This is a genomic window from Pseudomonas sp. 10S4, assembly GCF_034344865.1.
Classification (GTDB): Bacteria; Pseudomonadota; Gammaproteobacteria; order Pseudomonadales; family Pseudomonadaceae; genus Aquipseudomonas.
On record NZ_CP133774.1, the window covers coordinates 5,233,022 to 5,254,242 of the forward strand.

A 21,221-nucleotide genomic window follows, 5' to 3' on the forward strand; every position below is an offset into this window, starting at 1 on the left:
GCGAGCAAGCTCGCTCCCACTTTGTTTTTGGGCGCCTAAGGTCTGCGGTTGCGCATCATGTGTTTGAACCCTTCAAACACCAGAACCACCACTGCCAACCAGATCGGAATGTAGGTCAGCCATTCGCCAGGCTTGATGCTTTCCCCCAGCAGCAACGCCACGCCGAGCAACAGCACCGGTTCAACATAGCTCAACAACCCGAACAGGCTGAACGGCAACAGTCGGCTGGCAATGATGTAGACCACCAGCGCCGAAGCACTGATCAACCCCAGTACAGGGATCAGCAGCGACAGCCACGGGTATTGATCGAATACGCCGAAACCTTGTTCACCGCCCCAGACGAACCAGAACGCCACCGGCAGCATCAAGGTCATGTCCAGCCACAAACCGCCGAGGTTGTCGGTCTTCAGCCACTTGCGCAGCACGAAGTAGGTGGGATAACCGACCACCACCAGCAACGTCGCCCAAGAAAAACCGCCAACCTGGTACAGCTCGTTGAGCACGCCGAGGGAGGCAAAAAACACCGCGACTTTTTGCAGGTAGGACAAACGCTCGCCGTAGGCAATCCGCCCGGTCAGCACCATCGACAGTGGCAGCAGGAAATAGCCCAACGAGACGTCGAGGCTGTAGCCGTTGAGCGGCGCCCACATAAACAGCCAGAGTTGCAGGCCCAGCAGCGTCGCAGACACTGATCAGGGCAGCGAGCAGTTTCGGTTTGCCGGTCAGGCGCTTGAGGATCTCGACCGAGCGCCGCCATTCGCCGGACACCACCATGAACACTGTCATGCAGGGCACGGTCAGCAACATCCGCCAGCCGAAGATTTCTACGCCGCTCAACGGGGTGAGCAACGAGGTGTAGTAATACATGACGGCAAACAGCACCGAGGCTGTGACCGATAAAGCGATACCTTTAGACAAACTGTCCTCGCGGGGTTGAACGTGAAACGGGGTGCGGAGGATACGTGGTTTTAGCGTAGAACATTGTCCGATTGATCAAGAACGAACATGGATTTTGCATTCAACACAAAACCCTGTGGGAGCGGGCTTGCTCGCGAAGGCGGCGGGTCAGTCAATATTGATGCCGGCTGATCCACCGCTTTCGCGAGCAAGCTTCGCTCCTACAGGATGTATGTCTTCAGGTATTGCGGGGTTTACGGCCGGACACGAAGTGGCTCACGTCATTGAATCCCGGTGTCGAGGAGTGCCCAGGCGTTACCAGCGAATCGATAAACGCCTCATCTTCTGCCGTGATCTTCACCGCTTGGGCCTTGGTGTATGCGTCCCATTGTTCCTCAGTGCGCGGCCCGACGATGGCCGAGGTCACGGCGCTGTTGTTCAACACCCAGGCGATGGCGAATTCGACGATGCCTACGTCACGCCCCTGGGTGTATTGCTGGATTTGCTGGGCAATGCGCAGCGATTCAACGCGCCATTCGGTTTCGAGGATGCGTTTGTCCTGACGCCCGGCGCGGCTGTTGGCGTCCGGCTTCACGTCCGGTGCGTATTTGCCGCTGAGCACGCCGCGGGCCAGTGGACTGTAAGGCACAACACCCAAGCCATAGGCGTGAGCCGCGGTAATCTGCTCGGTCTCAGCCTGGCGATTGACGATGTTGTACAGCGGTTGGCTGATCACCGGCCGATCGACGCCGAGTTTGTCGGCCACGCGGATCACTTCGGCGATGCGCCAGCCACGGTAGTTGGACAGGCCCCAGTAGCGGATCTTGCCTTGGCGAATCAGGTCGCCGATGGCCGAGATCGTCACTTCCAGCGGCGTGCTGTGGTCTTCGCGGTGCAGGTAATAGATGTCGACATAGTCGGTGCCCAGACGCGTCAGGCTGGCGTCGATGCCGTTGAACAGGTGCTTGCGGCTCAGGCCGCTGCGGTTCGGCACGCCGTCCACGGGGCCGAAACCGACCTTGGTGGCGAGTACCCATTCGTGACGGTTGCCGGCAATGGCTTCACCGACGATTTCTTCAGAGCGGCCGCCGGTATAGACGTCGGCGGTGTCGATGAAATTGATGCCCTGGTCCCAGGCCTTGTCGATGATCCGCAGGGAATCTTCGGTGCTGGTCTGTTCGCCGAACATCATGGTGCCCAAGGTCAGGGTGGACACCTGCAACCCCGAATGACCCAGTGTGCGGTAACTCATGACGAAATCCTTTTGCCGATGGGAAAGGCGTCAATCAAATACCAGAACGGCCGCTTGGATCAAACTGATTTATCGAACAGCGCGAATCAAATGTGGGAGCGGGCTTGCTCGCGAAGCGGTCATGTCAGTCGACATCTATACTGCCTGACACACCGCATTCGCGAGCAAGCCCGCTCCCACATTGGTCCGCGCAATATCAGGCGCGAAGGGTTCGCGTCATCCGCAACGCCAACACACTCCCGCACACGATCACACCCGCCAACAGATACAACGCCGCATCCGTCGACCCGGTACTGTCCTTGACCCAACCAACAAGGTACGGGCTCAGGAAGCCCGCCATCTGCCCCATCGAGTTGATCAACGCCAAACCACCCGCCGCCGCGCCCGCGCTCAGCAGCGCTGTCGGCACCGGCCAGAACATTGGCAGGCCGGTGAGGGCGCCCATGGTCGCAATGGTCAAGCCGAGAATCGCAATCGCCGGCGTAGTGGCGAAGTTCACCGCGATCAACAAGCCCACTGCGCCCATCAGCATCGGCACCACCAGGTGCCAGCGACGCTCTTTGCGCAGGTCCGCCGAACGACCGACCAGCAACATAAACACTGCCGCCAGCAGGTACGGAATCGCGCTCAACCAGCCGATTACCAGGTTATCGCTGAAACCGAGGTTCTTGATGATCGACGGCAGCCAGAAGTTGATCGCGTAAACGCCGCTCTGGATGCAGAAGTAGATCAGACCGAACGCCCAGATCGCCGGGTTCTTGAACACCGCCGCCAACGAGTCCGTGGTGGTTTTCGGCTTGCTGGCCAAGTCTTCAGCGTGGTCGGCTTCCAGCACGGAACGCTCGTGCGGGGTCAGCCACTTGGCATTAGCGTAACTGTCACTGAGCAGGAAGTAGGCGAGGACGCCGAGGATTACCGTCGGAATGCCTTGCAGCAAAAACATCCACTGCCAGCCCGCCAAACCTGCGTGGCCGGCGCCGAAGTGGTTAAGAATCCAGCCAGAGAACGGGCTGCCAAGCAGGCCGGACACCGGGATCGCCGACATGAACAGCGCCATGATGCGGCCACGGCGGAAGGTCGGGAACCACTGCGAAAGATAGAGCACCACGCCCGGGAAGAACCCGGCTTCGGCCGCGCCGGTGAACAAGCGCAAGGTGTAGAACTCGGTCGGCGTGGTGACGAACAACAGGCAGGTCGACAGCGAGCCCCAGACGATCATCATCAGCGCAATCCAGCGCCGTGGGCCGAACCTGGTCAGCGCCAGGTTGCTCGGCACGCCGCATAGTACGTAGCCAATAAAGAAGATCCCGGCCCCGAGGCCGTACACGGTTTCGCTGAATTTCAGTGCGTCGAGCATCTGCAGTTTGGCAAATCCAACGTTCACCCGGTCGAGGTAGTTGAACAGGTAGCAGATGAAGATGAAGGGGATCAAACGCAGGGTAATGCGTTTGTAGACGGCGTTTTTATCGTCAGCGATGGCCTGGATAGCTGCGGCGCTCTGTGACATGGCGGCTCTCTCTTTATTATGATTTTTTGCGATGCAAAGGGTAACGTTGATCGCCCTGTGAGTCTCGGCCACCCTTCGGGTGATTGTCTTTGTGCCTGAGCACAGGGTTTGCCAACAAGGCCTGTGCGGGTGAACAACCCGTCCCACCACGTTTTCAAGGATTTGCCCAATGTTTGAACTCGATCACGACCTGGCCCAGGACATCGTAGACCGGGCGATGGCCATCCTGCCTTACAACGTCAACGTCATGGACAGTCAGGGGCTGATCCTCGGCAGCGGCGAGCCCGAGCGGATCAACACTCGCCACGAAGGTGCGCAACTGGTGCTGGCCAACGGGCGGGTGGTGGAGATCGACGCACAAACGGCGATTCACCTCAAAGGCGTACAACCGGGCATTAACCTGCCGCTGTTGCTCGATCAACGGCTGATCGGCGTGCTGGGCATTACCGGCGAACCGGAGCAACTACGCACTTACGCCGAACTGGTGCGCATGACCGCTGAAATGCTGGTGGGCCAGCGCAACCAACAGGCCGAGCAGCAATGGCGGCGTCAGCGCTGCGATGATTTGCTCGCGTTGCTGCTGACCGACGCCGGGGATTCGCCGCGCTTGGTCGACGAGGCGCAACAATTGGGGCTCAAGCCACAACTGACGCGGGTGCCGTATCTATTTGAGTTGGGCATGGAGCACGGGCCGGGGCAGACCGTCGAAGCCCTTAGTGCCTGGTTGATCAGTCGTTACCCGGACAGTTGGTGCGTCAGTTCGGCCAAGTCGTCGCTGCTGTGGTGTCGGCCGGCGAATCAGGTGATTGAGCATGAACGCTTGCTGGAAAAACTCGATGGCCTGGGCTGGAACATTCTGCGTATCGCCGTGGGCGGGCAGGCCGATGGGTTGCCGGGTTTGCGCCGTTGCTATCGTCGGGTCGGGGATTTGTTGGCCTATGGGCGCGATGTGTTGCCGCGTTCACGGTTGTTGACGCTGAACCGTTATCGACTACCCGTGATGCTCTGGCGCCACCGCAACGACGATGCGCTGGACGAATTGCTCAAGCCGTTGCGCAAAGTCATCGCCAAGGACAACAACGGCCAACTGCTGGCGACATTGCGTTGCTGGTGCGACCACGACGGCCAGAGCCAGGCCTGTGCCGATGCGTTGGGCATCCATCGCAACAGTTTGCGTTATCGAATGGAGCGGATTGCCGAGCTGAGTGGGGTTGATCCATTGCGGCTGGATGGGATGTTGGCGCTTTACCTGGGTGTGCAACTGCTTCCGCAAACCGACTGAGAGATGTGGCGACTGGAAGGACGCCATCAATAATGACTTTGTATAAATGAACAATAAACGCCATACCCGCTTGTGCAGCGGACCGGCGTCATCGTTCCGGGCAACTGGCAGCATGGAGGCATTGGAACTGGAGAATTCTCATGAAAATCGTCATCGCCCCCGATTCGTTCAAGGACAGCCTGAGTGCCCAGGGCGTAGCCGATGCCATCGCGCTCGGGTTGGCCGAGGTCTGGCCGGATGCGCAATTGGTCAAATGCGCCGATGGCCGACGGCGGGGAGGGAACGGTCGAGTCGATTCTGGCGGCGTGCGCCGGTGAATTGCGTCGCACCAATGTGCGCGGCCCGCTGGGCGCATCGGTCGAAGCGGCTTGGGGTTGGTTGCCACACAACCACACAGCGATCATCGAAATGGCTGAAGCGAGCGGCTTGCAACTGGTGCCACCGGGGCAGCGCGATGCCTGCATTAGCAGCACGTTCGGCACTGGTGAACTGATCCGCGCCGCGCTGGATGCCGGGGCACAACGGGTGATCCTGGCGATTGGCGGCAGCGCCACCAATGACGGCGGCGCCGGGGCGATGCAAGCCTTGGGCGTGAAGTTGCTCGACGCGCAGGGCCAAATTCTCGCCCCCGGTGGCTTGGCACTGGCACAACTGGCCCGCATCGACTTGAGTGATATCGATCCACGCCTGAACACAGTGCGCTTCGACATCGCCGCCGACGTCAACAATCCGCTGTGCGGTCCCCACGGCGCCTCGGCGATTTTCGGCCCGCAAAAAGGTGCGTCACCGCAGCAGGTCCAGCAACTGGACCAAGCCCTTGGGCACTTTGCCGATCTGTGCGCACAGGCACTCGATAAAGACGTACGCGACGAGCCGGGCAGCGGCGCGGCGGGTGGTCTGGGGTTTGCGGCCAAGGCGTTTCTCGGTGCGCAGTTTCAGGCTGGTGTAGAAGTGGTCGCCGAACTGGTGGGGCTGGCTGACGCCGTCAACGGTGCGGACCTGGTGATTACCGGCGAAGGCCGATTCGATGCGCAGACCTTGCGCGGCAAGACACCGTTTGGTGTGGCGCGGATTGCACGGCAGCAGGGTGTGCCGGTGATTGTCATTGCTGGAACGCTGGGTGAGGGTTATCAGGCATTGTACGAACACGGCATCGACGCTGTATTTGCATTGGTGAGCGGGCCAATGACACTGGAGCAGGCGTGTACCGAGGCGCCGCGGTTGTTGCGGGAGCGGGCGGCTGATATTGCGCGGGTTTGGCGCATCGCAACCAGGCCAATCTGACTTCGACCCTGTGGCGAGGGGGCTTGCCCCGTTGGGGCGCGAAGCGGCCCCCTACAATCGCCCTGACATACCGCACCGTATGGTTTTACGACTGTTTCGCAGCCGGACGGGGCAAGCCCCCTCGCCACAACAGTGGTGTCTTCCATGATGCGAGTGTTTCACCGCTGAAACACTCGTAACCCCTTGAAATATATTTCCACTTGCCCCGAAAAAAACCTCAAGTCCGGCCGATAACCCTCATAGGCGCGCACGAAACCAATTCCAACTGCAGCGCCAAGCTGATCCGGCCGGCCTCCATGCCCGCCCGACAGCTATCACGGCACGGATGCTCGAAGCCTCAATCACCGAGAATCATCCTATGTCCTTGCGTAATCTGAACATCGCGCCTCGAGCTTTCCTGGGTTTCGCCTTCATTGCCTTGCTGGTTATCGTGCTGGGCGTGTTTGCCGTGAATCGTATGTCGCTCATCCGACAGGCGTCCGTGGACATGGAAAGCAATCAGCTTCCCAGCGTCGGTTTTTTGGGCAACATCACTGAAAACGTCCTGCGCCTGCGCATTCTCTCGTTCCGTATTTTGATCAACCGTGATACGGCCTCGTTGCAGGACGCTGATACCCGGATCTCGGTGTTGGTGGACAAGGTCAAGCAGGCGCAGGCAAGTTACGCGGCACTGCCTGCGGGCGGCGAAGAGGCGGCTTTGTACAAGACGTTCGCTGCCACGCTGGACAACTACCTGCAAGCCCAGCGCGAGATGATGGATCTCTCACGCCAGAACAAGGTTGAAGACATGCACACCCTGATCAATACACGGATCAAGGACGGCACCGACCTGATGGGCGAGCAGTTGAATAAACTGATCGCCATCAACAAGGCCGATGCAACGGCTGCCGATGCCGAGGCTCGCGATCAGTACGCCTTTGCCACCAACGGCATCATCGCCGTCTCCGTGGTCGCGGCCCTGATGACTGTGCTGCTGGCCTGGTTGCTGACCCGCAGCATCGTCGAACCGTTGAACCGTGCCGTGCAGGCAGCCGAAACCATTGCTGGCGGCAACTTGACCAAAACCATCGAAATCGATGGCAAGGATGAACCGTCCCGCCTGCTCGGCGCTTTGTCGGTCATGCAAGCCAACCTGCGCAAAACCATCGAGCAGATCGCCGGTTCCGCCACTCAGTTGGGTGCCGCCGCTGAAGAGCTCAGTGCAGTCACCGAAGAAGCCTCGCGCGGCCTGCAACAGCAGAACAACGAAATCGAACAGGCCGCCACTGCAGTCAATGAAATGACCGCCGCCGTCGAAGAAGTGGCACGCAACGCGGTGTCGACCTCCGAAGCCTCGAACCAGTCGACCCAGGCTGCCCGTGAAGGTCGCAACCGCGTGGTGGAAACCGTTGACGCGATCCAGACTATGACCCACGACGTGCAAAACACCTCGGTGATGATCGAAGGCCTGGCGGCTCAGGGTCGCGACATCGGCAAGGTACTGGACGTGATCCGCGCCATCGCCGAGCAAACCAACTTGCTGGCGCTCAACGCCGCAATCGAAGCGGCTCGTGCCGGTGAAGCCGGACGTGGTTTCGCGGTGGTGGCAGACGAAGTTCGGGCGCTGGCCCACCGCACCGCGCAATCGACCCAGGAAATCGAAAAAATGGTCGCCGGCATTCAGAACGGCACCGGTGAAGCAGTCTCCTCGATGCAGCAAAGCAATCAGCGCACCCACAGCACCCTGGAATTGGCCCGCGCCGCCGGGGTTGCGTTGGAGCAGATCACCCAATCGATCCATATGATCAACGAGCGCAACCTGGTCATCGCCAGTGCTTCGGAAGAACAGGCCCAGGTGTCCCGCGAAGTCGATCGCAACCTGGTCAACATTCGTGACCTGGCTATCCAGTCCGCCGCCGGTGCCAACCAGACCAGCACCGCGACGCATGAACTGTCGCGTTTGGCGGTGGATTTGAATGCGATGGTGGCGCGATTTGTAATTTGAGATAGGGTTGTGACTGGAACACGCGCGATAGGAGAAGTACATGCGCTATTCAGCCCTGACCCAACGCATCGCCGGTGACGGAGCGGCGGCCTGGCAGATTCATGATCGAGCGCTGGAGTTGCGCGAGCAGGGCGTTGATGTGCTGCTGCTGTCGGTGGGCGATCCGGATTTCGATACGCCCAAGCTTATTGTGCAGGCTGCGATCGACAGCCTGCTGGCCGGCGACACTCATTACTCCGACGTACGCGGCACCCGGGCGCTGCGTAACAGCATCGCCAGCCGGCATCGGAGACGCAGCGGTCAGGCGGTGGATGCCGGGCATGTGATCGTGTTACCGGGTGCGCAATGCGCGGTGTATTCGGTAGCGCAATGCCTGCTCGATCCGGGCGATGAAGTGATCGTCGCCGAACCGATGTATGTCACTTACGAAGGTGTTTTCGGGGCCTGCGGGGCAAAAGTGGTTCCGGTGGCGGTGCGTCCGGAGAATGGTTTTCGGGTGGATCCGGCCGATGTCGCGGCGCTGATCACCCCCAAAACCCGGGTGATTCTGCTCAACAGCCCAAACAATCCGTCTGGTGCCAGCCTTCCATTGTTGATCTGGCAGGAACTGGCGGTGCTCTGCGTTCGTCACGACTTGTGGCTGATCAGCGATGAGGTCTATAGCGACTTGCTGTACGAAGGTGAGCACATCAGCCCGGCCAGTTTGCCCGGCATGGCCGAGCGCACCGCGACCATTAATAGCCTGTCAAAATCCCACGCCATGAGCGGTTGGCGGGTCGGTTGGGTGATCGGTCCAAAACCCTTGGCCGAACACTTGGTGCACCTGTCGTTGTGCATGCTGTTTGGGATTCCGGATTTTGTGCAGAACGCTGCGCAAGTTGCACTGGACGGGGACTTGCCGGAAGTGGCGCAAATGCGTGAAGAATATCGCCAGCGCCGGGACCTGGTGTGCGCACGATTGAGCACGTGCCCTGGCATCCGGCCGATCAAGCCTGATGGCGGGATGTTCGTGATGGTCGATGTACGCCAGACGGGGCTGTGTGCCCAAGGGTTTGCCGAGCGGTTGCTGGAAGGGTATGGGGTGTCGGTGCTGGCGGGCGAGGCGTTCGGGCCGAGTGCGGCAGGGCATATTCGACTTGGGTTGGTGGTGGATCAGGTGAAACTGGCGGATGCGTGTCGGCGGATTGCGCTGTGTGCGGCGGATCTGCTTGAGGCTCGGCGGGCCTGACGGAAATGTGGTGGGTTTGAGGGCCTCTTCGCGGGCAAGCCTCGCTCCTACAAGGATACGCATCCCCCTGTAGGAGCGAGGCTTGCCCGCGAAGGCGCCCTGACAGGCACCAAATTTCTTAAGCCTTCCACGCCTCGGCATTCACCAGATTCACCGGCCGCTCACCCGCCAACGCCATCAGCAGATTGTCCACCGCACACTTGGCCATCGCTTCCCGCGTTTCATGGGTCGCCGAACCAATGTGCGGCGTCGCCACCACGTTGTTCAACTGCATCAACGGCGAATCCTGGTTCAGCGGCTCTCGCTCAAACACATCCAGCCCGGCCGCGCGAATTTTCCCGTCCTGCAACGCCTGGATCAGCGCTGCTTCGTCCACCACTTTGCCCCGTGAAATATTGATAAAGATCGTTTCAGGGCCCATCAAGGCGAACTGTTCGGCGCCAATCAACCCTTCGGTTTCAGCGGTCAGCGGCAAGGTCAGGCAGACAAAATCCGCTTGCTGCAACAGCTCGGGCAGGGTGCGGTATTGCGCATTGAAGCGCTGTTCGACAGCCGGTTTCGGCGAGTGGCTGTGATAAATCACCGGCATGCCAAACCCGAAATGCCCACGCTGGGCCAGCGCTTCACCGATGCGGCCCATGCCGATGATGCCCAGCGTCTTGCCGTGCACATCGGTGCCAAACTGCGCTGGGCCGATGTTGCGGCTCCACTGGCCGGCGCGAACCAGGTTGGCCAGTTCTACTACGCGTCGGGCGGTGGCCAGGATCAGCGCGAAACCGGTGTCGGCCGTGGTTTCGGTCAGCACGTCGGGAGTGTTGCTGAGCAGGACCCGTCGTTCGGTCAGGTAATTGATGTCGTAGTTGTCGACGCCCACCGAGACGCTGGCAATCGCTTCCAGATTCGGTGCGAGGTCGAGCAATGCAGCGTCCAGTTTCAGACTCGCACCCAGCAAGCCCTGAGCCTGGGGCAGGGCCGCGCGCAACTTGGCGAGGCCCTCGGCATCCAGGCTTTCGATCAGGGTCACGTCGGTCTGCTCATGCAAGCGAGCCATCAGCAGCGGCGAGAGTTTCTTGTACAGCACAACCTGCTTTTTCATCGTCATCGTCTCAACTTCAATTCAAGGGTGAGCAGCCATCGGCCGTTTCACAACAGCCTTGGCCACGACCCGGTCACTGGCGCCGGGCTTGAGGAAAATCGTCAGCACCACCGAGAGCATCAACGCGCCGCTCATCAACAGATACGACGCGCCGGGCGAACCGGTGGTGCTGTTCAAATAGCCGACCAGATAAGAACCGCCAAACGAGCCAAGTGCGCCCATGCTATTGATCAGCGCCATGGCGCCACCGGCAACGTTGGCCGGCAGGATCTCCGGGACGATCGCAAAAAACGGCCCGTAAGGTGCGTACATGCAGGCGCCGGCGATCACCAGCAAGGTGTAGGACCACCAGAAGTGTTCAGCGCCCAACGCGTAAGAGCCGTAGAACGCAATCGAGGCGATGAGCAGCGGCGGCCACACAAAGCGTTTGCGCTTCTGCAATTTATCCGAGCCCCAGGACACCGCAAGCATGCCGATCACCGCTGCCAGGTACGGCAGCGCCGAGAGCCAGCCGGCTTCGACCATGTCCATCTGCAAACCAGCCTTGAGGATCGACGGCAGCCACAGCACAAAACCGTAGACGCCAATGCTCCAGCAGAAAAACTGCAAGGCCAGCACGATCACTTTCGGCGAGCGGAAGGCTTCGGCGTAGTTCTTCACGGCTTTGATGCCAACCTGTTCGGCGGCCAAGGCGCTTTCCAGGTCTTGTTTTTCCTGGTCGCTGAGCCACTTGGCCTGGGCTGGACGCTCATCGGCCAGACGCCACCAGATAAACGCCCAGATCACCGCCGGCAGACCCTCGATGATGAACATCCAGCGCCAGCCAACGCTGCTGACGAGGTAGGCCGAGACGACGGACATCCACAGCACCGTGACCGGGTTGCCGAGGATCAGGAAGGTGTTGGCTTTGGAGCGTTCGCCGCTGGTGAACCAGTTACTGAGCAGGATGAGCATCGCGGGCATGATGGCCGCCTCGACGATTCCGATCGCGAACCGGATGACGAATAGCACCCAGATGTTCGTGACGATGCCGATGCAGCTGGCCAGGATGCCCCACAGGATCAGCGCGTAGAAGATCAGCTTCTTCGCGCTCCGCCGTTGCGCGTAACTCGCGCTCGGCACCTGGAAGAAGAAGTAGCCGAGGAAGAACAGGGCTGCAAGGAAGGCCGAGGCGCTGGCCGTGATGTTGAGGTCTTTCGCCATCCCCGCGGCGGCGCCCAGACTGTAATTCGAGCGGTCGAGGTACGCCAGGCTGTAGGTGATGAATACGATGGGCATGATGTACCACCAGCGGCGGGCGGCGAGTGTTGCAGTTTTCATGATGGTGCTCCTGAGCTTGTTGTTTTTGTCGCAGCAGGTAACGGTTTAAATCTTCAGTGGTTGGGCGGGCCTCTTCGCGAGCAAGTCGAATCGTCGCACCGTTCGCTCCTACAGGAGATGTGCTAACCCTGTAGTAGCGAAGCTTGCTCGCGAATGGCGTCCTGAAACTCGGCGGGTAACTCACGGCGGGTCGGCAATCCCTCCATATCCCCCCGACTCTGCACTGCACGACTGCCAATCCAGTTGGCGCGCTTCACGGCGTCGGCAAAACTGTGGTTTTCCAGCAGAGCGCTGATCATCCCTACGGCAAAGCCATCGCCAGCCCCGACAGTATCGACAACCGTTTGCACCGGTACGCCAGCCACAAAACCCTGATCCAGATGTGTGCGGTAATAAGCGCCGTGCGGCCCGAGTTTGATCGCCACGGCTTCGGCACCTTGGTCGAGGTAAAACGCCGCAATGTCCGCCGGGTCTTCAAACCCGGTCAGCAAACGACCCTCGCTCAAACCCGGCAGCACCCAATGGGCGAGGGCGGCGAGGCGGTTGATCTCGGTAATCATCTGTTGCTCGCTGGCCCACAGGCTCGGGCGCAGGTTCGGGTCGAAAGACACGCTGCGACCGGCCGCGCGCATGCGGGTCATTAATTCGAAGGACATTTCCCGAGCGCTGGCCGACAGTGCCGGCGGAATGCCGGTGGCGTGCAAGTGCCGGGCGTTGAGCAGTTGCGTGGTAATCGACTGCACCGACAAATGGCTGGCTGCCGAACCACGGCGGAAATATTCGACCACCGGGTCGCTGCCATCATCGGTACGCGACTTGAGCTGAAACCCGGTGGGGTGCGCCGGGTCGATAGCGACATGGCGGCAATCCAGGCCTTCTTTCTCCAGCGTATCGATCACAAAGCGACCCAGGGAATCAGCGCCGACCCGGCTCAGCCAGGTAACGTTGAACCCCAGTCGCGACAAGCCGATGGCGACGTTGCTGTCGGCCCCGGCAATGCGTTTATGAAAATGGCCAACCTCGGCCAGGTCGCCGTTCTGCTCGGCGACGAACATCGCCATGGTTTCGCCGAACGACAGAATATCGATCTCAGACATGCGTGCTCTCCAACCGTGATTGACCGAGGCGGGCGAGGGTGGCGACATGCTCGGTGGTCAGTTGCACCAGGTCATCGCCTTGCAGCGGATATTCCGCCGCCCGCATTACGCCTTGGGCCATATGCCGCAGCAGTTGTTCCCATAAATGCAGGTCGGCGGCGCCGGGCGGTATCGCCACCAATTTACCGTCGGCCCGGCGGACCACCGCTTTGCAATGCACGTAACCGACATGCCGACCGAGCAACCGCGCGGCGCTGGCGGCGGACTGGTCCTGCCATTGCCAGTTGCCGATGTCGAAGGTCATTTTGATCGGCAGGTTGTGCTGCTCGACTTCATTGAAGAAACGCTGGAACGGTTCGATGCGGCCGCCGTGCAAGGTCTGGTCGTTTTCGACCAGCAGTTGCACCGGGCTCTGGCTCAGCTGCCGCGCCAACGCCTGGAGATCGTTGTTGTCGGTGAAGTAGCCGAGGGAGACTTTCAGCCATTTGGCGCCGAATGTTTGGGCCCGTTGCAGGGTTATGGCCAGCTCGGGATTGGGTTTCGATTGACCGGCGAGCCACAGCTCGGTGGGCGAGGAGTAGACGCTTTCCAGGCCTTGGGCCTGGGTGGCGTCGGCCAGTTGCGTCGGGTCTTCAACCGTCAACAACTCTTCGCGCCATTCGATGCGCGTGGCGCCGGCGGCGGCCAATACGTCGACAAAACTGCCTTGACCGAGTTGACGGACCAGGTCGGCGCCGTAGCTCGACAGGCTGATGGAAACGGGTGGTTTATTCATTGTTATCTACCTCTGAAACCGGTTTCATTTTTGTTCAAAAAAAGGGATTGCCTTCAAGCGGGCGGCGTTTTCAAGGACGCCTTCGCGAGCAATCCCGCTCCCACAAGGGATTTGTGTACGCCGCCGATCCAATGTGGGAGCGGGCTTGCTCGCGAAGAGGCCGGAACATTCACTGAAAATCCCCAAGCGTCGACCCACGCACCACCAACCGCGCCGCAAAATCCACCGTCCGCACCGGCCCGATATCCCCGCGCAACCGTTTGAGCAAACACTCAAACGCACTCGCACCAATCTCCGCCGTCGGCTGGGCGAGGGCGGTAATCCCGCTGCCTACCAACGGATACCAATCCAGATCATCGAGGGCAATCAGCCCGACATCCTCGAACAACTTGCAGCCCAATTCACGCAACGCATGGGTACTGGCCAGCGCCGCAATCCCGTTGGCACAGAACAGCGCTTTCGGCCCCGGGCCGGGTGCATCGAGGAAGGTTTTCAAATGTGAGGTCAGGTCGCTGCCGGTTTCGACCACAGCCCCTTGTAGCGCAGGGCGTTGCTGAATCTGCGCCTTGAAACTGCTCACCCGCTCGATCCGCGAACTGGTCCCGTCAAACGGTTCAGTCACCAGCAACACATCGCGGTAACCGCGCTCTTCAAGGTGGGCGAGGGCCAGTTCAACGGCGGCCGGATTATCCAGCCCGACCAGGTCGCTCTCGAGTTGCTCAACCTTGCGGTCTACCAATACCAGCGGCATTTCCCGATGCAGTTCGCGCAGTTCATCGCGGTGATGACCCAAGGTGTTCACGATCAAGCCTTCGATGTTGTACGAGCGCAGCAACGCCAAGTGCTGACGTTCCTGCTCGTCATCGCGATCGGTGTTGCACACCACCAAGCTGTAGCCGTGCTGGCGGCAAGCGGTTTCCACGCCATGCATCACGGCAATCGAATAAGGGTTACGGATATCGGCCACCAGCATGCCAATCAGGCGAGTTCGCCCGCGTTTAAGGCCACGGGCCATTTGGTTGGGGCGATAGCCCAACTCGCTGATGGCTTGCTCGATGCGCAAGGCAGTGGCATCGGAGAGCAGCGCGCGGTCGTCGCCGATAAAGCGCGACACGCTGGCCTTGGACACGCCCGCGTGTTCGGCGACATCGAGCATGGTGACGCGGCTGCGCTGGGCGGCGGAGAAATCGTTCACGGCTGGGCGACCTTGTTATTGGAATTATTTGAGTTCCAGTTCGTATTCGTCTGAAACCGGTTTCAGGAAACCTCACAAGGTAGGTCTTCGTCAAGCTTGCTTTGGTGCAGATTCACTCAAAAACTGGACGACAGCCGACAAGCGGTCGGGAAACCTGTCAGATCTGACAGTAGGCAGCATCTGCGTTTGACCGTCTAATTTCCTACCAGAGGAACAGGAAAACAAAGGCTTTGGAGATACGCACAAAAGCCGATATGACGGAGTGACGCAGATGGTTTCTAAAGAAGATTCAAGTAGCGCTGCAACGTTATCCGGCGGCGGTGTGCTGGCATTGCCGCTGACGATTGATGGCGTCAATCCTGGCGATCCGCTGCAGCTGATTCCTCCGGGAGCCTCCACCACCGGCGCGATACTGAGGATTCCACCCTGGACGCCCTCTACCATCGCTGGACGCAACGATCTGTTGGAAATATGGGTACTTGAGCCAGGTGCCACGGCGGAAGTCCTGTTCTACAGCAATCCGTTTCCTGTACCGATCGCGTTTCCCTCATCGATTACATTGCCTGCTCAGTACTTGCAGCGTGCCGGTCAAATCCAATTGAAATATCGCGTGACGCTGGGTGATAACGGGAATGAGGACTCATCCGTGCCACAACGGTTCACCGTCAGCCCTCCCGTTGTCGTCAATCTGCTGGCACCGAAATTTACAGTGGAGTCGTCCCATAACGGTGAATTCGAAATTCGGGGATACCTGAACTGCAGAGTTGTGCCCCGGATATGGGTAAGGGTGTTGTTGCATATACCCGCTCAACCCGGACGCTTTAACGTCAATGACGAATTCATTCTGGACTGGGAGGGTTTCAGGAGCCTGAACGGTACCGAACCCATTCCGGGCACAGCGGGGCGGTTCTCCAAGTTTTTGACCCAGGCAGAGGCCAACTCTCCAACCGGGTTCATTTTTGTGGTGGACAGCGACAAGTATATTCAATACATCGAACCCATTACATTCGGTTCGGCGCAGGCCTTTTATACCTTGTACCGAAACGGCGTCCCATTGGGTCGCTCACGAACAGATACCGTGAAAATCGATCGTAAAGTATCGGGGGAGGGGTTGTGTGATGCGAACTTTGATCCTTATCCCTGAACAACTGGGCAACGCAAGTAAATAGACAAACAAGTACGCGTGAGCATTTTATACCTTACAAACCTTGCACGACATCCATGCCGAATGTCGTACAGGGTGCTGAATAACTATTCAGCTCTCGGAGTATGCAGTTTGAAGTCGCGTAGTTCTCCATGAAGTAAGCGCATGTACAGATCGGCAATGAACTCACCGATGGAGAAACTCAAATGAATCAGAAAGTGAACGAAGTACTCGCGGAACAACCGATAGTTATAGATAATTTGGCGGACGGCCGTCTGACGTACAAACAATTAAGAGTTGATGGCACCATAGAAGTCGAACTGTCTAAGGTCGCAGATCCGGATTCAACGCGTGTAGAACTTCAAATGTTTCCACCTGGCGGGTCTCCCATCCCTGATTCTCCTGTTTTCGTCGTTGCCAGTAAGGATAAGGCAACCGAACCAGGAGGCGTGTGGACCTTTCCACTCTCGTTCACAGTCGATGTCAGCAGGCTCGCCGATCGGTTCGACGCAGCGGGTAACTATGTGGGATGGGAACTGGCGTTTGTTGTTTATGAACCCAGTGGCAACCCCGACACATCAAACCCACACACCTTGATTTTTGTCGATCTGACAGCCCCCTGGCAGCGGCAACCGGGAGCTGGCAATCGCACGGGAACCCGGCCGCCAGCCCTGCTACCCAGCACACCGCCAGTGCCAAGCGTCATTAATGACGCTTGGCTTAATGACCCTGCCAACGCTGGTGGCTTGAACCTGGTCATCTCCACGACCTATACAAAGTTTGAAGCGGGCCTGGATCAAGCGACGGTCTATATTTCCGAACAGACGAATTATCCGGCCATGCGCGCCGAAACACCGGCATATGCAGGACCATTAAATGCCGGTGGTGTTGTCAACGTGCCCTTGACCTTCCTCAGGGGGTTGAGCGATGGCCGTTTTTATTATGCCTACGACCTCCAGGATGCTCCTGGCAATATCAGTAATAACTCTCAGATCAACCTACTGTTTCAAGTGGTCAGAGCACCAGCTCCCCTACTCAACGTACCAAGGATTCCGGTGACCGGGGCAGATGGTCGTACTCCCATTACGCTCTCGACCGTAGGCGCTCCGCCGCCCTCGCGTGCCGTGATTGAAATTGATATTCATAGCACCTGGTTGCCAGGTGATCGCATCATCCCCTACATGCAGGCCGTGGGCACCACCAACCTGGTGCAGGTGCCGGAGCAACCGGTTCCCGCCCCCGGCGGCGCGACCGTGCTGCGCTTCGTGCTGGACTACGACAAAATGAATGAGGTCTTCGACGGCGACGATGGCCAGGACGAAGTTGAGTTCGAATACTGGTATGAGCTGGAGCGCAGCTCTATTCCAACCAATCCTACTTCAAGGTCGGTATTCGGACTGGTTGACTTCTCTTACGCCGGCCCCGAACAGCCAAACTTGCCGGACCTCGAAAACCCGAACATACCGGTGGTTATCGTGCAGGGGGCAGGTATTCCAACCCCCGCTCCGAATACGCTGGGGCCAGATCAGGCAGGCCTGGATGCAGAAATGCAGGCACCTATCAGGACCAGCCCAGCCAGGCCGGTTACCGGTCGCGAAATCTATACGTTTTATTATCAAGGCAAGGAAGTGGGCGTTCGCAGCCCAACGGCCGGACAAACCACCCCTGTGACCTGTCCGCTGCCATGGCAGACCATCCGCGATGAGGGCAATGGCACAATCGCGAACGGTAATCCGAGAAAGGCCTATGTGACCATCGAGTTGCCGGGGGGCAACAACGTGATGCGGCAGACGCCGGATACCGATGTGAGCGTCACGGCGATCATCATCAACTTGCCCGTACCACAGGTGATTGTTTCGGCGTATTTACTGAATATTCCTGGCCAGGCGCCTATCTTCGTACCTGAACGGGTCGCTACTCTGGTCAACTGTCCATCCCTGGATCATCCGACTGTGCCAGGTGGATCAGCTCCACCCTATCTACCGCGCCGACTGCGTATCAGAATCCGCCGCGACCCCAATATTCCGACTGGGACACCAGTGGCGGTGACGTTTGAAGGGCGCACGACAGATACCCCGGCAGGTGCGCTGATTCCTGGCACCGAAATGAGCGATACACAGAACATGCCGCCGACGGGAGATCTGGAAATATTTCTCACGGATTATGCCCGGATCCGACTCATCCAGTTGCCGCCTACGGGGACCCCTCCACAGCGTCCAGCCAATCGATACGCACGTATCGCGTATACGGCGAATGGTATTACGGCAGTCGTCACCCTGCCGGTCTCGCTGTTGAATGCCAGCCTGGTGTATTGCGAACAGGAGCGTCCGGAACCATCGCCTTGATTTGACTGGAAACCTGATTTCCTGCCAATGGGAACAATGTGTTTGTTGTTCCCATTGGATGGAAATTTTACTTCGGCATACAAATTAGTATTTCTTAAACAACTCTCGGAAAAGTCGTACGCAATAAGGGATTTGTCCTACAGCGTATGAAGGAGGCAGGTCTTAGTCTGGCGGCCGTTCACAAGCCCGGCTCATTCACTAATCGTTTCGGAGGGTTCGCCCATCCTAGACGCATTCGCGCAGGAAGTTACTATGTCGTCGAAGTTAATCGCAGTTCCCAAGATAAGAGGCGATGCACTTGCTGCGTCCATTACCCTACTTCTTGGTACATCCTTTGCCCAAGCGGCTAATTTGCCGCCTAATACCTCGCAGACAATTGATGGCTCCACTGCGGTGGAGACCTGGCAACTGCAAAATAATGCCTCTCTGACGGGCACCAACGCCCAAACATTGAATATCGCCGCCGCGGCCGGCAGCACCGTCAACCTGACCAGCTCGACAGTCAACTCTGCGTCGGGACAAGGTATTTCCTTGAGCAGTGCTACGGCATTGCTAAACAACACCACCGTGATCAGCAACGTCGGCATCGGTATATCGGGCCTGCGAAATGTACAAAGCCCTGGTGGCTCGCGGATCAGCTTGAGCAACAACAGTACGGCGCGCGGGTTGCTTGGAGGCATTGCAGGCAACCGTTTCAGTGATATCTCCGTTCAAAACTCCACAGTACAGGGCACGGGCGCGACGAGTTTCGGCGTGCGCTTGCTTGAAGGCTCCCTGACTGCCAGCGGCAGCATCATCACCGGTGGGCAGAACGGTATTATCGTTGGCAACGACACGGTTGCCGCCAGCGTGTCACCGAGCACCATCATCTTGGACAGCACTCGAGTGGAAGGCACGACAGGTTCGAGCATAGTAATCGGCAACGCTCCCCAAACCACTCAGGCCCGCGCCAATATCGAGGTTCGCAACGGCTCGACACTGGTCAGCGGCAACAACACAGCGCTGCAAGTCAGCAACGGTGCTTCGGCGACGCTGCTGGTCGATAACAGTGCCTTGACGGGCAATGTCGTGGTCGATCAGGGCAGTTCCGGGACCGTGACCTTGCAAAATAACGCATCGCTTACCGGTGACATGCAAAACGTCAACACCGCCACGCTCAACAATCAGGCACAGATGCGCGGCAATGTGCTGGGGGCGGACAGTGTCGTGATCGACAATCGCTCGACACTGACGGGCAACCTGCAAGACATTGGCAGTACGACGCTGAACAATCAGGCACAGATGCGCGGCAATGTACTGGGGGCGGACAGTGTTTTGATCGACAACGGCTCGACGCTGACGGGTAACCTGCAAGACATTGGCGCCGCAACGCTGAACCATCTGAGCAACATGACCGGTAACGTCACAGCGGCGTCGGGCTCGGCATCCAGCCTGACGCTGGACAATGGTGCGAGTTTGACCGGCCAGGTCAATAACGTTGCCAACTTTTCCATCAGCAACCAGGCTCTGTGGCAAATGACTGACAGCCAGTCGGTCAATAACCTCACGCTTAATGGCGGCCGAGTGCGGTTTGGCAGCAATCAGGAATATTTTCAGTTAGACGTCGCGAACCTGTCTGGCAATGGCACGTTCGAGATGAACACCGACTTCAAACAACGCATCACGGATCTGTTGAACGTCACGGGCAGCGCATCAGGCAATCATCAGTTGCTGGTGGCGAGCAGTGGTGCCGATCCGGTGAGCGATGCGCCGATTAAAGTCGTACAAACCACGGGTGGTAGTGCCCATTTTGGGCTGGTTAACGGCCCGGTCGATGTCGGCGCGTTCACCTATGGCCTGGTCAAGGAGGGTGAGGATTGGTATTTGCAGCCCGACAGGGAGGTTGTCAGCACCCCGACCCGCTCGGTTTTGGCGATATTTGGCACAGCCCCCACCGTGATCTACGGCGAAATGGCCACGTTGAACAACCGTATGGGTGACCTGCGGGTCAACGGCGGGCAGACCGGTGGTTGGGTTCGCAGTTTTGGTAGTCGCTACAGCATCGGCGGTAACGCCTATGGTGGTGGTTATAGTCAAACCCAGTCCGGCATTTCGATGGGGGTTGATACGCCGGTGCAGATCGCTGGCGAGCGGGTGTTGCTCGGCGCATTTGCCGGCTATAGCAAATCCAATCTGGATTTGAGCCGTGGCAGCTCTGGGGAAATTGGCAGCACATCGCTCGGTATGTATGGCACCTGGCTGGGTGACAGTGGTTACTACCTGGATACCGTGGCCAAGCTCAACCATTTCCGCAACGATGCGAAGGTCACGATGAGCGACGGCACCCAAACCAAGGGGAATTACAACAACCTGGGCGCCAGTGCGTCGGTGGAATTCGGTAAACACATTGAGCTGGATTCGGATTACTACATTGAGCCATTCACCCAATGGCAGGTGGCCGCGGTGCAAGGCAAGGACTACAGCCTCGACAATGGTCTGCGTGCGGATGCCAATACCACACGGTCCATGCTCGGGAAAGCGGGCATGAATGCGGGACGTAGTATGACCCTGGCCAATGGAAGCAAACTTCAACCTCATCTCACTGCCGCCGTAGTACGTGAGTTTGCCAGAAATAACGAAGTTCGCGTCAACGACAACAAGTTCAATAATGACTTGTCCGGCAATCGTCTTGAACTGGGCGCGGGTGTTTCTTGGACGCTGAACGACCGCTGGCAACTCCACGCAGAACTGGATACCAGCAAGGGCGATAGTGTGACAAAAGACTATGGCGTGAACATTGGGGCTCATATACGATTTTAAGAGGTGCCCAGTCCTG

At 58.8% G+C, this 21,221-nt stretch carries 13 protein-coding genes and 3 pseudogenes; 8 read left to right on the forward strand and 8 right to left on the reverse strand.

All coding sequences use genetic code 11. From position 1 onward, the window contains the following. Nucleotides 1-35: 35 nt before the first annotated feature. The 3 genes and pseudogenes from rarD to RHM58_RS24590 form a co-directional block, all read right to left on the reverse strand. Nucleotides 36-918: pseudogene (gene rarD / locus RHM58_RS24580) on the reverse strand (EamA family transporter RarD). Between the two features lie 217 nt (nt 919-1,135). Further along, nucleotides 1,136-2,149, reverse strand: coding sequence for an aldo/keto reductase (locus RHM58_RS24585; protein ID WP_201203800.1), 1,014 nt, complete (start codon nt 2,147-2,149; stop codon nt 1,136-1,138). Nucleotides 2,150-2,345: 196 nt separating this feature from the next. Next, nucleotides 2,346-3,656 (reverse strand): MFS transporter, encoded by a 1,311-nt coding sequence (locus RHM58_RS24590; RefSeq protein WP_201203798.1) that lies wholly within the window; start codon nt 3,654-3,656, stop codon nt 2,346-2,348. Nucleotides 3,657-3,825: 169 nt separating this feature from the next. On the opposite strand from RHM58_RS24590, the gene RHM58_RS24595 reads away from it, so the two are divergent. The 5 genes and pseudogenes from RHM58_RS24595 (at nt 3,826) to RHM58_RS24610 (ending at nt 9,434) form a co-directional block, all read left to right on the forward strand. Beyond that, nucleotides 3,826-4,938 carry a sugar diacid recognition domain-containing protein gene (locus RHM58_RS24595; RefSeq protein ID WP_201203797.1) on the forward strand — a complete coding sequence of 371 codons (1,113 nt, stop codon included), beginning with the start codon at nt 3,826-3,828 and terminating at the stop codon, nt 4,936-4,938. A gap of 140 nt (nt 4,939-5,078) precedes the next feature. Continuing rightward, a pseudogene (locus RHM58_RS24600) lies at nt 5,079-6,222 on the forward strand (glycerate kinase). 358 nt (nt 6,223-6,580) lie between these two features. Further along, nucleotides 6,581-7,348: pseudogene (locus RHM58_RS34110) on the forward strand (MCP four helix bundle domain-containing protein); the annotation flags it as partial. Beyond that, on the forward strand, nt 7,343-8,206 hold the full coding sequence (locus RHM58_RS34115) for a methyl-accepting chemotaxis protein (protein WP_416195338.1): 864 nt from the start codon (nt 7,343-7,345) through the stop codon (nt 8,204-8,206). The pseudogene RHM58_RS34110 and the gene RHM58_RS34115, both read left to right, overlap by 6 nt. A gap of 40 nt (nt 8,207-8,246) precedes the next feature. Further along, entirely contained in the window at nt 8,247-9,434 is a 1,188-nt protein-coding gene (locus RHM58_RS24610; RefSeq protein ID WP_201255409.1) for a pyridoxal phosphate-dependent aminotransferase, read from the forward strand. A gap of 118 nt (nt 9,435-9,552) precedes the next feature. Here RHM58_RS24610 and RHM58_RS24615 read toward each other — a convergent pair whose 3' ends face one another. From RHM58_RS24615 to RHM58_RS24635, 5 genes are all read right to left on the reverse strand, one after another. Further along, the gene (locus RHM58_RS24615) at nt 9,553-10,530 is read right to left on the reverse strand and encodes an NAD(P)-dependent oxidoreductase (protein ID WP_322268414.1); all 978 of its coding nucleotides are present in this window, start codon (nt 10,528-10,530) and stop codon (nt 9,553-9,555) included. A gap of 21 nt (nt 10,531-10,551) precedes the next feature. Continuing rightward, nucleotides 10,552-11,850, reverse strand: coding sequence for an MFS transporter (locus RHM58_RS24620; protein ID WP_322268415.1), 1,299 nt, complete (start codon nt 11,848-11,850; stop codon nt 10,552-10,554). Nucleotides 11,851-11,972: 122 nt separating this feature from the next. After that, nucleotides 11,973-12,947, reverse strand: coding sequence for a sugar kinase (locus RHM58_RS24625; protein WP_201255412.1), 975 nt, complete (start codon nt 12,945-12,947; stop codon nt 11,973-11,975). Next, nucleotides 12,940-13,722, reverse strand: a complete 783-nt coding sequence (locus tag RHM58_RS24630; RefSeq protein ID WP_322268416.1) for a sugar phosphate isomerase/epimerase family protein — start codon at nt 13,720-13,722, stop codon at nt 12,940-12,942. The genes RHM58_RS24625 and RHM58_RS24630 overlap by 8 nt, the downstream gene beginning before the upstream one ends. Nucleotides 13,723-13,891: 169 nt before the next feature. Beyond that, nucleotides 13,892-14,917, reverse strand: a complete 1,026-nt coding sequence (locus tag RHM58_RS24635) for a LacI family DNA-binding transcriptional regulator (RefSeq protein WP_322268417.1) — start codon at nt 14,915-14,917, stop codon at nt 13,892-13,894. A gap of 271 nt (nt 14,918-15,188) precedes the next feature. Between RHM58_RS24635 and RHM58_RS24640 the strand changes: the two genes are divergently transcribed. From RHM58_RS24640 to RHM58_RS24650, 3 genes are all read left to right on the forward strand, one after another. Beyond that, nucleotides 15,189-16,061: a hypothetical protein gene (locus RHM58_RS24640; protein ID WP_322268418.1), complete on the forward strand. Its 873-nt coding sequence runs from the start codon at nt 15,189-15,191 to the stop codon at nt 16,059-16,061. Nucleotides 16,062-16,267: 206 nt separating this feature from the next. Continuing rightward, nucleotides 16,268-18,406: a hypothetical protein gene (locus tag RHM58_RS24645; RefSeq protein ID WP_322268419.1), complete on the forward strand. Its 2,139-nt coding sequence runs from the start codon at nt 16,268-16,270 to the stop codon at nt 18,404-18,406. 351 nt (nt 18,407-18,757) lie between these two features. Further along, nucleotides 18,758-21,205, forward strand: coding sequence for an autotransporter outer membrane beta-barrel domain-containing protein (locus RHM58_RS24650; protein ID WP_322268420.1), 2,448 nt, complete (start codon nt 18,758-18,760; stop codon nt 21,203-21,205). The last annotated feature ends 16 nt before the right edge of the window (nt 21,206-21,221 follow it).